Raw genomic sequence first — 14,557 nt, 5'->3', positions numbered from 1 at the left:
ACAAAAAGCAGCTGGTTTTTATTATACCGGTTTTTATTATATTTCCGAAAAGGGCGGAGGAGAAGCAACTTATGAGAGCAGTTATTTTTGATATGGATGGAGTAATCATAGACAGCGAACCGATTTACGCGAAACTGGAAGGTGGTTTTTTTGACGAGAAGGGGCTGTATGTACCTTTACCGGTCCGAAAAACCTTCGTCGGAGGGTCGATGACAACTATGTGGGCTAAAGTGGCCGAGCTCAACCCTGGAACCTCACCGGATGAATTAAGAGCTGCCTACCAAATTTATAAAAATAAAATACCATTTCACTACAAAGAGATCCTGAATAAAGGAATACCAGAGCTTCTCGAATACCTGAAAACATCAGGCTGTAAGATCGGCCTGGCCTCATCCACCATAAGAAAGACCGTCACGCAGGTGCTAAGCGAATGCGGCCTTCTTACCTATTTTCACGCGCTGGTCTGTGGAGATGAGGTGGTAAATGGAAAGCCCGATCCTGAAATTTTCCTGAAAGCCGCAGCAGCGCTTGACGTATCCCCTTCTGAATGCATCGTAATCGAAGATTCCCACAACGGTATTACAGCGGCCAAAAGTGCAGGCATGTACGTAATAGGAAAAGCAGATACAAGATTCAACCAGGATGTCACAGCGGCCGATAAAATCATAACAGACATACTGGAAATCACACCAGATCTGTTAAAATAAAACCTCATCTGTACATAATAACCAGGCAGGTGCTAAGGCAGGAGCGCCCGGTTGGAATCTGGGACGGGGGAAAAGGGAACAAAATGGAGTTGACAACTCCGGATTTCTGGCATACTATGGAAGTCTGATAAAAGAAAAAAGGGAGGAAAAATAAGTGGACATATGCGGACGAAGTTGCGAAATGGACAGTGACATTCACTTGTGGGATAAGAGAAATACCGTTATGCCGCTTATTTTTCTGCGTGCATAGAGAATTCCCCTGAACCGGGCGGTAAGTATGCCCTGTCCTGAATGTCACCGTATGAAAGTGTTGCTTTGCGGCAGTATTTTCATACGGTTTTTGTCTGTTTGGATGCTTCCTCGCTGTAAACTTAAGACAGGAGGATGGACCAATGGAAAAAGAATATGATTTTGAAATGCTGAACCGGTATCTGGAAAAGAGGGATTACCGGAGCTTGAGAGAGGCGCTGGCTGAAGAGAACGAGGTGGACACCGCTGACTTTATCGAGAACCTGCCCCAGGATAAGGCGGCGGTCGTCTTTCGGACGCTGCCCAAGGAACTGGCGGCGGAGGTGTTCTCCAATCTTCCGCCGGAAACACAGCAGATCATCATCCGATCGATCACGGATGAGGAGCTCGGGGCCATCGTGGAAGATTTGTTTGTGGATGACGCTGTGGACATGCTGGAAGAGCTTCCGGCCAACGTAGTCAAGCGGGTGCTGAAAAACGCCCAGCCAGAGACCAGGAATCTGATTAATCAGTTTTTGAATTATCCGGAAAATTCCGTCGGCAGTATTATGACCGCCGAATTTATCGATCTGAAGAAAAATATGACGGTCAGTGATGCCATCAACCGCATACGCAGAATCGGAGAGGATCGGGAATCGATCTACACCTGCTACGTCACCGACGGCAGACGCTGCCTGGAAGGGGTGGTGACGGTCAAGGAACTACTGCTGTCCCCGGATGATACGGTGATCGGTGATCTGATGGAAAGGGATGTGATCACGGCCCGGACGACAGAGGATCAGGAAGAGGCTGTGCAGCGCATGATGCGCTACGATTTTATATCCATGCCGGTGGTTGATCACGAAAATCGTCTGGTAGGCATTGTCACCGTTGATGATGTCATGGATGTTATGGAAGAGGAAGCCACGGAGGATTTTGAAAAAATGGCCGCCATGGCTCCGTCGGAGCGGCCCTACCTGAAAACCAATGTGTTTGAGCTGGCGAAGAACCGGATCGTCTGGCTTTTGGTGCTGATGGTCTCCGGAATGATCACAGGCGGGATTCTCGGTAAATATGAGGCGTCTTTCGCGGCGCTGCCTCTGCTGGTGACGTTCATTCCGATGCTGACGGACACCGGCGGTAATGCGGGCAGTCAGAGCAGTACGCTGGTGATCCGTGGTATGGCGGTCGGTGAGATCCGTCCGGGGGATTTCCTGAAGGTGCTCTGGAAAGAACTGCGGGTGAGTTTCATCGTGGGGGTGGTGCTCAGCGCGGTCAACTTTGTAAGGCTGGTGATCATGTATCCGGGAAATGAACTGATCGCTTTAACCGTCGCGTTTGCGCTGTTAGCTACGGTTGTCGTAGCTAAGACGATCGGCGGCATTCTCCCGATTGTGGCGAAATCGGTCAAAGCAGATCCTGCGATTATGGCTGCTCCGCTGATTACGACGATCGTGGATGCCTGCTCGCTGGTGATCTATTTTAACGTGGCACAACGGCTGCTGAAGCTTTGAAAAGTGGAATAAATCAAAGGAAAACGGCAGAAATACAAAACAAGTGAACGACCTGGTGGGGGAGCCACCAGGTCGTTCGATGAGGGGAGTATAAATAATTAAATAAGGGGTTATAAATGTAAAAAAATCTTTGAAGGGTAAATTTTTTTACTATTCGATTATAATATATTCTTTTTCAATTTGCAATAAAAAATCGAAAATTCCCGAAATTATCCGAATCTACCGTATTCTGGAATCTGTTTTGAGATCGTATAAATCTGTTCTTCTGTGGGATAATAGTGTTTGTAAATATATTAATCCCTTAGGAGGCAGATATCATGGAAAGAAATAACAACCAGAACAATTCCAAGAACAGCACACAAAACTATTCTAACTATTCTAACAGCACCAATAACAACAGCAATAACTCCAACAACAGCAACTCCAACAACAGCTACAACAACAGCAATTCCAACAACAGCAATTCCAACAACAACAACTACAACAACAGCAGCTCTAACAGCTACAGCAACATTTCTGATGATTACAACAACAGCAGCTCCAATGCCAACAAGAACAATCAGAAAAACAAAAACCAGAACAAGAACCAGAACAAAAACAACTATCAGGATAAGTCCAGCAACTGCTAATATCTGTTAGCAGCTTTCTGTAAGACTGAAGGTAAAGAAAAAGATCTGCCGCAGGGACCAGCGTACCGCGGCAGATCTTTTTCTGTATCAATCAGCTGCTAACATTCACTGCTGTTCGTCCCCATGAATATGATATGTTATAATAAGGAAGAAAGGTGATTATATGGGCTTTGAAACAATTCCGGCTAAGGCCATCGACAGTTATGTCGGCCAACCCGGAGTTTTCATCATAGATTTGCGCGAGAGGGAAGAGTTCCGGAATGAGCATATTCGGGGCGCCTATAACATACCATATGAGGAACTGGATCGTTATAAAGGGTCCTTCGGCAGCCATACGCTGATTCTGTACTGTGAGAGAGGCGGAATCAGCCTGATGGCTGCCAAACATCTGGGGGATGAAGGATATCATGTGAAAACGGTGGTTGGAGGCATTCTGGCCTACCGGGGCAGGTATCTGGAAACTGAATGAAAAGATTGACATGTTTTTGAAGTACCTATAATATAGAGATAAGCAGTTTGGAGGAAAATACAAATGAAATTGATGTTCGCATCTGATATTCACGGCTCTGCATATTTTTGTAAAAAGATGCTGGAAGCCTATCAAAAAGAAAAGGCAGATCGCCTGATCCTGTTGGGCGACCTGCTTTATCATGGGCCGAGGAATGATTTGCCGAGAGATTATGCGCCGAAGCAGGTTATATCTCTGCTGAATGGATTTAAAAATGAGATATGCGCGGTCAGAGGCAACTGTGACGCGGAAGTGGATCAGATGGTGTTAGAATTCCCGATTATGGCTGATTACGGCATTATACTGGAGGGAAACCGCACGATCTACGCAAGCCATGGGCATGTCTATAATAAAGACAATCTTCCTCCGCTTAAGGAAGGCGATATCTTTATACAAGGCCATACCCATGTTTTAAAGGCGAAGAAAAGAGAACACTATGTTCTGCTGAATCCAGGCTCTGTATCTTTGCCGAAAGAGGACAACATCCAAACCTATGGCATTTTAGAAAATGGCTTATTTACGATCAAAGGCTTTGGGGAAGAGAGAATAATGAGCCTGGAAGTATGAAGAGGGCCTGAGCAGGAATCATATGAAATAAAAAGGAAAGCGATAAAGGAAGAATCATTAAGTACCTCTGGAGGAATAAATGGAAAAAATAGAACTGGTTGCCCCCTGCCATTTTGGCCTGGAGGCAGTTTTAAAACGGGAACTGCAGGATCTGGGTTATGACATCAGCTGTGTGGAAGACGGACGGATCACATTTTACGGGGATATCGCCGCGATACCCAGGGCGAATATTTTCCTCAGAACGGCGGAGCGTGTCCTGTTGAAGGTCGGCAGCTTTCGGGCTGGGACATTTGAGGAGCTGTTTCAGGGCACCAAAAGCATTCCATGGGAAAACTATATCCCCCAGGATGGAAAGTTCTGGGTTACGAAGGCATCATCGATCAAAAGTAAACTGTTCAGCCCTTCTGATATCCAGTCCATTATGAAAAAAGCGATGGTAGAGCGGATGAAGCAGTCCTATCATGTGGAATGGTTCCCGGAAGATCAGGCGGAATATCCGGTTCGGGTATTTTTATACAAGGACGAGGTCTGCGTGGGAATCGACACCTCGGGAACCTCCCTGCACAAGCGGGGATACCGGCAGCTGACCAGTAAGGCACCTCTGACGGAGACGCTGGCCGCAGCGCTGATTATGCTCACACCGTGGAATAAGAGCAGGATACTGGTGGACCCATTCTGCGGGAGCGGGACATTTCCCATTGAGGCGGCACTGATGGCCGCGAATATCGCTCCCGGTATGAACCGGTCCTTTACGGCGGAGGCCTGGATGAATCTGATTCCGAAGAAGGCCTGGTATGAGGCGGTGAATGAGGCCAACGACCTGATCAGGGACGATATCGATGTGGATATCCAGGGTTATGATATCGACGGGGCGATTGTAAAATCCGCCAGGGAGAATGCCCGGGAAGCCGGCGTGGATCATCTGATCCATTTTCAGGAACGGCCTGTCAGCGCATTGAATCATCCGAAAAAATACGGATTTCTGATTACCAATCCGCCTTATGGGGAAAGAATTGAGGAGAGAGCAAATCTTCCGGCTCTGTATTCCCAGATTGGCGAGGCGTATAAAAGGCTGGATTCCTGGTCTGCCTACATTATTACCAGTTATGAGGACATCGAGAAATATATGGGCAGAAAGGCAGACAAGAACCGGAAGATCTATAACGGAATGCTGAAAACATATTATTACCAGTTTCTGGGGCCGAAGCCTCCAAGGAGAGAAGCGGGGATCAATTGAGACATAAAAAAGCGTATCTGTTTTTCATGATCATCATCGCGCTGCTGCTGTATGTGCAGGCTGTACCTTTTACCGGCGTGGAAGCGGTGGAACCGAATCAGCAGGCGGATCTGGATGAGGCAACCTGGAATCCGCTGATCGCCGGAAGTGTCAACAGCAAGCCGGTCGCGTTAATCGTGGACAGCAAGGAAATGAAATTGCGGGATGATGAACAACTGTATATGGATCAGGATAAGAATCTGATGCTGCCGGTTACTGCCATTACCAACAGCTTTCATTGTGCTGTGAATCTCTATGACCGGAATAAGCTGGTGGTGGAGAAGAATGCGGTGGAACTGGAGTTTCTACTGAATTCTGATGTTATGTACCGGAATCAGAACGAAGTGCCGGTTACCACTTCGATGGTGCAGCAGGACGGGAATTATTATGTCTCCCTGGAACAGGTGGCGGAAGGACTGAACTATTCCTATCAGTGGAATGTACAGGATAATCAGGCTCTGCTGGTGAATCAGAAGCCGGATGAGCCCACGATTCCATATGCCTATGACTATCGGGAGAAGGGGCGTAAGCCGGCTGTGATCGATCAGGGGAAATACGGGACCTGCTGGGCGTTTGCATCCCTGACAGCACTGTCCTCCTCGATTTTACCGGAAGAGAATCTGCAGTTTTCACCGGATCATATGAGCCTGAAGAACAGCTTCTGCGGAGACCAGAATTCCGGCGGGGAATACACCATGGCCATGGCTTACCTGAGCGCGTGGCAGGGGCCGGTATTGGAACAGGATGATCCCTATGGGGATGGGTACTCGCCGGAAGGCCTGGATGCGGTGAAGCATGTACAGGAGATCCAGATTATAGAGGGAAAGGATTTCCAGCGGATTAAGGAAGCGGTCTATAAATACGGAGGGGTTCAGTCCTCCCTCTACACGTCGCTTACCGGTTCCGCCAGCCGTTCCATGTATTATAATCAGAAGAATTACGCTTACTGCTATATAGGGACCGAGAAACCGAACCACGATATCGTGATTATCGGGTGGGATGATAACTATCCAAAGGAGAATTTCAATACTGAGCTGGAAGGAAACGGCGCGTTTATCTGCCAGAACAGCTGGGGAGAGGAATTTGGGGACGATGGTGTGTTCTATGTCTCCTATTATGATACCAATATCGGGATGCACAATGTAGTCTACACGTCTGTGGAGGAGCCCGACAATTATGATCATCTGTACCAGTCCGATCTGTGCGGCTGGGTCGGTCAGGTTGGTTACGGTTCCGATACTGCCTATTTTGCCAATGTCTATCAGGCTAAGGGAGCACAGCGGCTGAAGGCAGTGGGATTTTACGCGACCGGGAAGGACACGGAATATGAGATTTCCGTAGTGCGTGATTTTCAGGGTCCGGATTCCCTGAACCAGAGGGAGTACATCCAGTCCGGGTATATCTGTAACGCGGGCTTTTATACGATTCCGCTGGATACCCCTGCGGATCTGACGCCCGGCCAGCCGTTTGCCGTTGTGGTCAAGATAAAGACGCCCAACTCCATTCACCCCATTGCCATCGAATATCCGGCGGATGATGTCACAATGGACGTTGACTTGTCGGACGGAGAAGGATATATTAGTTTATATGGAAGTACCTGGGATTCACTGGAAGAAAACTATCAATGTAATTTTTGCTTAAAAGCATATACGGACAACATGGAATAAGAAAGTAAGAGGACTACGAGATGGAGAAAATTATTTTTGCTACCGGCAATGAAGGAAAAATGAGAGAAATACGGGAGATACTCAAAGATCTGGACATTCCGATTCTTTCCATGAAGGACGCGGGAATTCATGTGGATATTGTGGAGGACGGTGATACTTTCGAAGAGAATGCGGTCATCAAAGCCAGGACGATTATGCAGCTGACCGGTCAGCTGGTTCTGGCGGATGATTCCGGCCTGGAGGTGGATTACCTGAACAAGGAGCCCGGTGTCTACTCAGCCAGATATGCAGGGGAGCACACTTCCTACCATATTAAGAACAGGATGATCGTGGACCGGTTAAAGGGTGTCCGGGACGAAGAGCGCACCGCGCGTTTTGTCTGTGTCATAGCGGCGGCGTTCCCGGATGGGACAATCCTCACCACCCGGGCGGCGATGGAGGGAAGAATCGGTTATGAGGAAAAAGGGGCCAACGGATTTGGCTACGACCCTATCTTCTATCTGCCGGAATATGGCTGTACCAGCAGTGAGCTTACGATGGAACAGAAGAATGAGTGCAGTCACCGGGGAAAAGCATTGCGCCAAATGAAAGAAAAATTAAAAGATCTGTTAAAATAAGGAGGAATCGTGCGTGAAAAAGATCCTGATCGTAAGCGATACGCACAGACAGAATGGAAATTTGCTGGAGGTAATTAAGAAGGTGAGTCCCATCGACCTGCTGATCCATCTGGGGGATGCGGAAGGAAGCGAGGAGTATATCGCGGAACACGCCGGATGCCCGGTGGAGATTATTGCCGGGAACAATGACTTCTTCTCGGATCTGGAGAAAGAAAAAGAGATCGAGATCGGCAGGTATAAGGTTCTGTTGACTCACGGGCACTATTACTATGTGTCGGTGGATGCGGAAGGGATAAAGAAGGAAGCCAGGGGGCGTGGGATGGATATCGTGATGTTCGGACATACCCACCGGCCGCTGGTGGATATTGACAAAGATGTCATAGCGGTTAACCCGGGAAGTCTGTCCTATCCCAGGCAGGAAGGGAGGCGTCCCAGCTACGTCATCATGGATCTGGACACGCATGGGGATGCGCATTTTACCATTAATTATTTAAAATAAAAAATTTGTAAAATATGGTTGACAGATAAAAATCCTTATAATATAATATATCTTGCGTCACGGTCGGGCGCGGGTATGATCATTGCGGGGTGTGGCTCAGCTTGGCTAGAGCGCCTGGTTTGGGACCAGGAGGTCGCAGGTTCGAATCCTGTCACCCCGATAAACAGGACATGCAGGTGTAGTTCAATGGTAGAACACTAGCCTTCCAAGCTAGATACGTGGGTTCGATTCCCATCACCTGCTTCGCTGATCCTTCAGCGGGGAAAGAGATTTCCCATAATTGCATAAGTGTCTGTAGCTCAGTTGGATAGAGCAACGGCCTTCTAAGCCGTGGGTCGGGGGTTCGAATCCCTTCAGGCACGTTTTTGTTAAGTATCAAACTTGGCAAATGGTATATACTATGTGGTGGGTATAGCGCAGTTGGTTAGCGCGCCAGATTGTGGCTCTGGAGGCCCAGGGTTCGAATCCCTGTATCCACCTTAATGGGCTATCGCCAAGCGGTAAGGCACAGGACTTTGACTCCTGCATTCGCTGGTTCGAATCCAGCTAGCCCAGTTTGCAGGGTTGCCGCTTACAGAATGTAAGTTGGGAATGTGTGATCTGTGCCTTCCGTGGTAAGCCTGCCTGAATTTGATGAATCATGTATGGGGTATTAGCTCAGTTGGTAGAGCACTTGACTTTTAATCAAGTTGTCCGGGGTTCGAATCCCCGATGCCTCAGTTGCGGAGAGAAGTACCGGTAACCTTTTGGTTTCCGGTACTTTTTAGTGCGCCCGGCGGAACCGCATTGCGGCGGAAAAGAAGGGGATTTATGACAGTCTAAAAAAGTGTGACTCCAGTGTGATTGCTGATTGACAGGTATTGTCAAAAAATGGTAGTATAGAACGTATGAACGGTGTTCATTAGAACACTGTTTTTTCGAATTATCAGTAAATGAGGGAAAGGAATGAGGGATTTGAGGAAGATTATAGCCTGGATGCTGGTGCTGCAATGTTCACTGCAGCTGTTCGCCGGCGCGCCGGCTTATGCGTCTGCAGCGCCGGAGGCACTGGGGAAGCAGACAGAAGCGGTGCAGGGTGGCCCGATGGATGGGCAGCCCAGTGAAACTCCAGCAGGAGCGCAGCCCAGTGAAACTCCAGCAGGAGCGCAGCCGATTAAGACACCGGAGAGTACACCGGCTGCCACGCCGGATGCCGGATTACCTGCAGCTACTCCGGAAGGCGGCCAAACCGAAGCCGGCCAGACCGAAACCGGCCAGACCGAAGGGAACCTAACCGAAGGCGGCCAGACCGAAACCGGCCAAACCGAAACCGGCCAGCCGGCCGGTACGCCGAAAGGGACAGCTCCTGACGCGTCAATGAACGCGGGGATTAACAATACCTGCGAATTAACAGTAGAAATAGGTTTCCTGTTGCCGGAAGCTAAGAAAGAGCTGAAGGTATCCATACAGCCCGAGCAGGGAGAAGCACTCGAGGAAACATTGGGGCCCATCGCTTCTGACGGTACGGTTCTGAAGCAGGCAGCCGTATTCGGGCAGTTACCGACGGGAAAATACAGTTTAAAACTGTGGGGAACCGGATATGAAACTTATACCCAGCAGCTTTCCTTAGATACGAAGGGGCTTTCATACCGTATTTCATTCATGAACAGCCATGAACTGGACGATACCTACCGGACCATGGAAGCACATCCCGGAGTGATCGGATACGGGGATGTGAACGGAGACGGGAAAATCGATGATGCGGACAAGGACAAGCTGCTATCTGCGATGAAAGGGCAGGATGCGGACAGCGCCTGTGATCTGAATGGGGATCAGTTGGTGGATCTGGCGGATCTTCAGTATTTTATTGCCAATTACCAGGCAGACCCTCTGGAAGCAGTGCCGTACCGGTCGGTTCTGACTGCGGATATGCAGGTGCAGATTACGGAACCGGAAGTGAAGGTAAACGGCGAATTAAAGGATATTCTGGACGATAACGGATCGTTTGTGAGCATGGGACGTGACGGCGGGGAAGAGATTACCCCGGAACAGCCGGTTCAGCTGGAGATCGAGACCGGTTCTGCTGTCATGGAAGGATTTGCGATACATCCTCCGGTGAACTCTGAGAACAGGATTCAGGAGGCGGAGATTACGCTCGTCCTGGAGGATGACAGTACGCTTACCTGTCCGGTTCGGGCCCAAGCCGCCTATTTCCGGTCCCGGTCTTTAGGGCCTGAAGCGGTTATGGAGGCCGATGGAACGATTGTTGTAAATCTGGGAAGTCAGGTCGCGGTGAAAAAGATCACGATCAAAGTGACGGATACCAGCAGCAGGAAGCTGGCGGATATCGCCCAGGTGGAATTTTTAAATCAGATGGAAGACCGGATTCCGGTGCCTCAGATGAATATTCCGAAGAATCTGACCGCGGAACCGGGAAGCCAGGAGATAACGGTCAGGTGGAGCCGTGAGACCAATGTGACCGGCTATGAGGTAAAAGTAGTCAGCGGGGAAAAATCCCAGGTATTTTCCACTGCGCAAAACAGTCTGAAGATCACTGCATTAAATAATGAGAAGCTTGAGAATAAAGTGGCTTATCAGATCAGTGTACAGTCTGTCAATGATGAGTGGCGCAGCGGTTACTCAGAATCCATAGAAGCGGTTCCAACAGCCAATAAGGTGCCTGATCCTCCGGAGAATGTAACGGTGGGCAGCCTGTACCGGGGGTTAAAGATTTCCTGGAAGAAAATGAAAGATACGGACTCCTATACCCTGTACTATAAGAAAGACGGTGACAGCCAATATCAGTCGGTATCTGGAATAAAGACAGCATCGTATAACCTGAGTAAGCTGGAAAATAATACAAAATATATGATCTATCTGACCGGAACCAATGAAGTGGGTACCAGTAAGGCTTCTGCTATCTACACGGGAACCACGAAGAATAGCCAGGTGAAGGTTACCGGATACCAGCTCATTAACCGCCGGAAAGAGGGAAGTGCGCTGACCGGTCATATTGAGAGTGTGACTACCGACGGATATCTGCAGGGAGAGTATCCAAACGGCTTCGATCCGGCCTGGGTAGTGGACGGCGATTATGATACCTATTATTACTCCAATTCCAATGCCCAGCTGGCGGGAGCGACGGTTACCTTCGACCGGGAATATACGATGAATCATCTGATCCTATCCGCTTATCAGGGGGAAGGATTTGGTTCCTTCTCGAAATGGCAGGTAACTGTATGGAATGCGCAGGGGGACCAGACCGTGTACGGAAGCGGCGATATCGGTAAAGGGGTAACGACTGCCGGTGTGTCCGGGGCGTCGAATACCATTCAGGTAAACTTCCCCAAATCAGACGTGAAGAAGATCCGGGTTCGTTATACCAGGTATTACGCGGATCCTGTTACGATATCGGAACTGAATTTCTATGAATACAGCCCGTTAGAAGATGAGATCAACGCTCTGTGGCAGGATGATTTACATATGATACTGAAAGATTCGGTTACGCTTGAGAGTCTGGACGATCTGAGGGACCGGGTCAATGCGCCCGACGCGGTGAGCGGCGATCCGCACCCGAAAAAAGACCTGCTGCTGCGGGAACTGGATAATGCGGAGGCGGTTCTGAACGATACCGGTTTGGATGTGCCGCTGTCCATCGATACGGCGGTATCCTCCGCCTATGACAGCCATACGGGATTTGCCGGCGGATTGAATTCCGGGCAGCCGCTTGGGGTCGTGGCCAGAAGCGGTGAAACGCTGAATGTCTATGTGGGAAGCGCCGGCAAGAAAGCCGGAAATAACACGAATCTTCGCCTGGTGGCCACCCAGTACCACGCGGAAGCCAGTGCCTGGTCAAAAACAGTGGTGGAAACCCTGAAGGTGGGAATGAATGAAGTGACCATTCCCCAGATCTCCAGCCTGAATATGGAATTGGGCGGTTCCTTATACATCGAATATAAGGGGAACAACGCAAACGAGAAGTACAGTGTCCGGGTGAGCGGAGGAACGGCCATACCGGTGCTGGATCTGTCGAAAACATCAGAGTCCGACAGGCTGGCGAAGATTACGGCATATGTGGAGAAGCTGAATACCTACACGGCCGGATTAGAACAGACACATTTGCAGGAGCATGAAAAAGAAGGTACGAACTGTAACTTTGCGTACCGGCCTCAGGATTGCATCAATAACGCAACGGAAATCGTTCTGGACCGGGTGCTTCTGTCCGTACCGGCCACGCAGGTTCTGGCAGGGCTTGGAAAAGGCACGGCAGCGGAGCAGGCACAGCAGCTGAACCGCTCTATGGACGCCATGGAGCGTATGGTAGACCTCTTCTATCAGCACAAAGGGCTGGGCACCTATACACAGGAGCAGAAGAACAATCCTGACTTCCTGGCTGCCTACGGCAATAAAAACAACCTTCCGGTGACCAGACTGAATATCCGTTACATGAGAATGTTCAGCGGCGCGTTTATGTACGCCGGAGGGAAACATATCGGGATAGAGTTCGGCTCTGTCAGCGGCCTGTCTGCTTCCCCCTCCCTGGTCAGTGAGGAGAACGGGAAGTGGTCCGGCGGAAGATTCTTCGGCTGGGGTATCGCTCATGAGATCGGACATGAAATCAATCAGGGACAATATGCGATAGCGGAGATCACCAACAACTATTTCTCCGTGCTGTCCCAGGCCCATGATACCAATGACAGCGTCCGCTTCCGGTACGAGGATGTATATGAGAAAGTGACTTCCGGCACAACAGGAAGAGCTTCCAATGTGTTTACGGCATTGGGCATGTACTGGCAGCTGCATCTGGCCTACGATAAGGATTATAACTATAAGACCTATACGGATTATGCGGAGCAGTTCAAAAACCTGTTCTTCGCCAGAGTTGACGCGTACGCCCGTAACACAGCCATAGCTCCGGCGCCCGGAGGCGTGATGCTGACCCTGGAAGGAAAAGACGTGGACAACAATCTGATGCGCCTGTCCTGCGCGGCCGCCCAGAAGAATCTGCTTTCCTTCTTTGAACACTGGGGTATGGTGCCCAATGAGGCGACCAGGGCTTACGCTGCACAGTTTGAGAAGGAGACCCGGCCGATCTGGTATATCAATGATGAGGCCAGAATCTACACCATCGAAGGGAATGCCTCAACAGCCGGTCAGGCGGCAGTGCAGGCGTCCCTGGAACATGAGGGGAACTCTGCCCAGGTGAAGCTGAATCTCAGCCTGCAGGGCGTGGACACGTCGTCCATGCTGGGTTATGAAATCAGCCGTAACGGTAAAGTGATCGGCTTCGTCACAGCTGATCAGCATCAGTATACAGATACCATCGCCACAGTGAACAACCGGGTGTTTACCTATCAAGTGACAGCTTACGACAAGCGGCTGAATGCCACGAAGCCGGTAACGCTTGAGCCGGTTAAGATCTCCCACGACGGAAGCCTGGACAAGACGAACTGGATCGCAGCGACGAATATGTCCTCTGAGGAAGATACGGCAGAAGCAGGAAGCGATGAGAATCCGGAACCCGGAGTGATCTCGGCGGTTCATAAAGTGATCGATCTTGACTATGGCAATACGTATACCGGATCAGTAAAAAGCGGAAACGCTGTGATAACGCTTGATTTCCAGGAACTGTTTACGGTTGCCGGATTCAAGTACACAGCAGGAACGGACGGAACACCAATCAGGAATTACGAGATTCAGGTAAGCGCAGACAATCAGAACTGGGAAACGGTGAAGACCGGAACCTTCGATCTGGATGAAAACAGGACGGCAGTGGTTTATTTTAACAAGGAAAATGACGGCTGGCTCTATACCTATGATGCCTCCTATCTGCGTCTGACCGCCAAAAACCAGAAGCAGGTATCCGTCTCAGAAGTAGACGTATTAGGGCCTTCCGGCGATAATGTGGAGTTGACCGGCGAAGGAATCGGCATATTAAAAGCCGATTACGTGCTGGATCAGAGTACAGGGGATAAGATCCCGAAAGGCTCCCTGATCTTTACCGGCGGCTATAAAGGGAATCCGGCCTACAATGCCCTGAAGCTATATAATCAAAAAGATGAACTGATCGGGGGAGTACAGGTGATATTTGCTGATGTTCCGGCCCACGGCGAGCTGGGAGAGACAGAAAACGGATACTGGGTTTATTATATTGAGCCCGGTCAGCTGGATTCCGTCCTGGAGGAAGGCCTCCTCAAAGTACGGGCTGAACTTTACCGGGTGGATGATGCCAACACGAATCTGGGTGAGAGACTGGTAAGCGACACACTGTGGACCCAGCTGCCCGAGGTCCTGCCGGAGATCGAACTGCAGGGTTCCGGCTCCCGGTATCAGATGCAGAATCAAGTGAAATGAAGGGAAGGAGAA

10 protein-coding genes and 6 tRNA genes are annotated in these 14,557 nt (G+C 49.7%); all 16 read left to right on the top strand.

Annotated elements, in window-relative coordinates:
• Positions 1 to 71: 71 nt before the first annotated feature.
• The 16 genes from ABC831_RS18495 (at position 72) to ABC831_RS18420 (ending at position 14,545) form a co-directional block, all read left to right on the top strand.
• Positions 72 to 707 (top strand): HAD family hydrolase, encoded by a 636-nt coding sequence (locus ABC831_RS18495; protein WP_343249557.1) that lies wholly within the window; start codon positions 72 to 74, stop codon positions 705 to 707.
• A 392-nt stretch (positions 708 to 1,099) separates the two neighbouring features.
• A complete protein-coding gene (gene mgtE, locus ABC831_RS18490) occupies positions 1,100 to 2,449 on the top strand; it encodes a magnesium transporter (protein WP_343249556.1) in 1,350 nt (449 codons plus the stop codon).
• A 317-nt stretch (positions 2,450 to 2,766) separates the two neighbouring features.
• The gene (locus ABC831_RS18485; RefSeq protein WP_343249555.1) at positions 2,767 to 3,078 is read left to right on the top strand and encodes a hypothetical protein; all 312 of its coding nucleotides are present in this window, start codon (positions 2,767 to 2,769) and stop codon (positions 3,076 to 3,078) included.
• A 163-nt stretch (positions 3,079 to 3,241) separates the two neighbouring features.
• Positions 3,242 to 3,547, top strand: coding sequence for a rhodanese-like domain-containing protein (locus ABC831_RS18480; RefSeq protein ID WP_343249554.1), 306 nt, complete (start codon positions 3,242 to 3,244; stop codon positions 3,545 to 3,547).
• Between the two features lie 63 nt (positions 3,548 to 3,610).
• Entirely contained in the window at positions 3,611 to 4,153 is a 543-nt protein-coding gene (gene yfcE, locus ABC831_RS18475) for a phosphodiesterase (protein WP_343249553.1), read from the top strand.
• A 79-nt stretch (positions 4,154 to 4,232) separates the two neighbouring features.
• Positions 4,233 to 5,390: a THUMP domain-containing class I SAM-dependent RNA methyltransferase gene (locus ABC831_RS18470; RefSeq protein WP_343249552.1), complete on the top strand. Its 1,158-nt coding sequence runs from the start codon at positions 4,233 to 4,235 to the stop codon at positions 5,388 to 5,390.
• Complete coding sequence (locus ABC831_RS18465) at positions 5,387 to 7,096, top strand: lectin like domain-containing protein (RefSeq protein WP_343249551.1); 1,710 nt, start codon at positions 5,387 to 5,389, stop codon at positions 7,094 to 7,096. The genes ABC831_RS18470 and ABC831_RS18465 overlap by 4 nt, the downstream gene beginning before the upstream one ends.
• 20 nt (positions 7,097 to 7,116) lie before the next feature.
• Positions 7,117 to 7,713: an XTP/dITP diphosphatase gene (locus ABC831_RS18460; RefSeq protein ID WP_343249550.1), complete on the top strand. Its 597-nt coding sequence runs from the start codon at positions 7,117 to 7,119 to the stop codon at positions 7,711 to 7,713.
• 13 nt (positions 7,714 to 7,726) lie between these two features.
• On the top strand, positions 7,727 to 8,212 hold the full coding sequence (locus ABC831_RS18455) for a metallophosphoesterase family protein (RefSeq protein WP_343249549.1): 486 nt from the start codon (positions 7,727 to 7,729) through the stop codon (positions 8,210 to 8,212).
• 85 nt (positions 8,213 to 8,297) lie between these two features.
• Positions 8,298 to 8,372, top strand: a tRNA-Pro gene (locus tag ABC831_RS18450).
• Between the two features lie 12 nt (positions 8,373 to 8,384).
• Positions 8,385 to 8,455 (top strand) — tRNA-Gly (locus ABC831_RS18445).
• A gap of 45 nt (positions 8,456 to 8,500) precedes the next feature.
• Positions 8,501 to 8,574, top strand: a tRNA-Arg gene (locus tag ABC831_RS18440).
• Between the two features lie 43 nt (positions 8,575 to 8,617).
• Positions 8,618 to 8,691, top strand: a tRNA-His gene (locus tag ABC831_RS18435).
• A gap of 4 nt (positions 8,692 to 8,695) precedes the next feature.
• Positions 8,696 to 8,767, top strand: a tRNA-Gln gene (locus ABC831_RS18430).
• A gap of 91 nt (positions 8,768 to 8,858) precedes the next feature.
• Positions 8,859 to 8,931 (top strand) — tRNA-Lys (locus ABC831_RS18425).
• Positions 8,932 to 9,166: 235 nt separating this feature from the next.
• Positions 9,167 to 14,545 carry a fibronectin type III domain-containing protein gene (locus ABC831_RS18420; RefSeq protein WP_343249548.1) on the top strand — a complete coding sequence of 1,793 codons (5,379 nt, stop codon included), beginning with the start codon at positions 9,167 to 9,169 and terminating at the stop codon, positions 14,543 to 14,545.
• Positions 14,546 to 14,557: the final 12 nt, after the last annotated feature.

The organism is Diplocloster hominis, assembly GCF_032380655.1.
GTDB classification, from domain to species: domain Bacteria; phylum Bacillota; class Clostridia; order Lachnospirales; family Lachnospiraceae; genus Diplocloster; species Diplocloster hominis.
This window is presented reverse-complemented; position numbering and strand designations above follow the sequence as displayed.

Excerpts from the sequence above, each read along its gene's own strand:
- mgtE (WP_343249556.1), top strand. The coding sequence starts at position 1,100 with ATGGAAAAAGAATATGATTTTGAAATGCTGAACCGGTATCTGGAAAAG.
- yfcE (WP_343249553.1), top strand. The coding sequence starts at position 3,611 with ATGAAATTGATGTTCGCATCTGATATTCACGGCTCTGCATATTTTTGT.
- ABC831_RS18485 (WP_343249555.1), top strand. The coding sequence starts at position 2,767 with ATGGAAAGAAATAACAACCAGAACAATTCCAAGAACAGCACACAAAAC.
- ABC831_RS18495 (WP_343249557.1), top strand. The coding sequence starts at position 72 with ATGAGAGCAGTTATTTTTGATATGGATGGAGTAATCATAGACAGCGAA.
- ABC831_RS18460 (WP_343249550.1), top strand. The coding sequence starts at position 7,117 with ATGGAGAAAATTATTTTTGCTACCGGCAATGAAGGAAAAATGAGAGAA.
- ABC831_RS18480 (WP_343249554.1), top strand. The coding sequence starts at position 3,242 with ATGGGCTTTGAAACAATTCCGGCTAAGGCCATCGACAGTTATGTCGGC.
- ABC831_RS18470 (WP_343249552.1), top strand. The coding sequence starts at position 4,233 with ATGGAAAAAATAGAACTGGTTGCCCCCTGCCATTTTGGCCTGGAGGCA.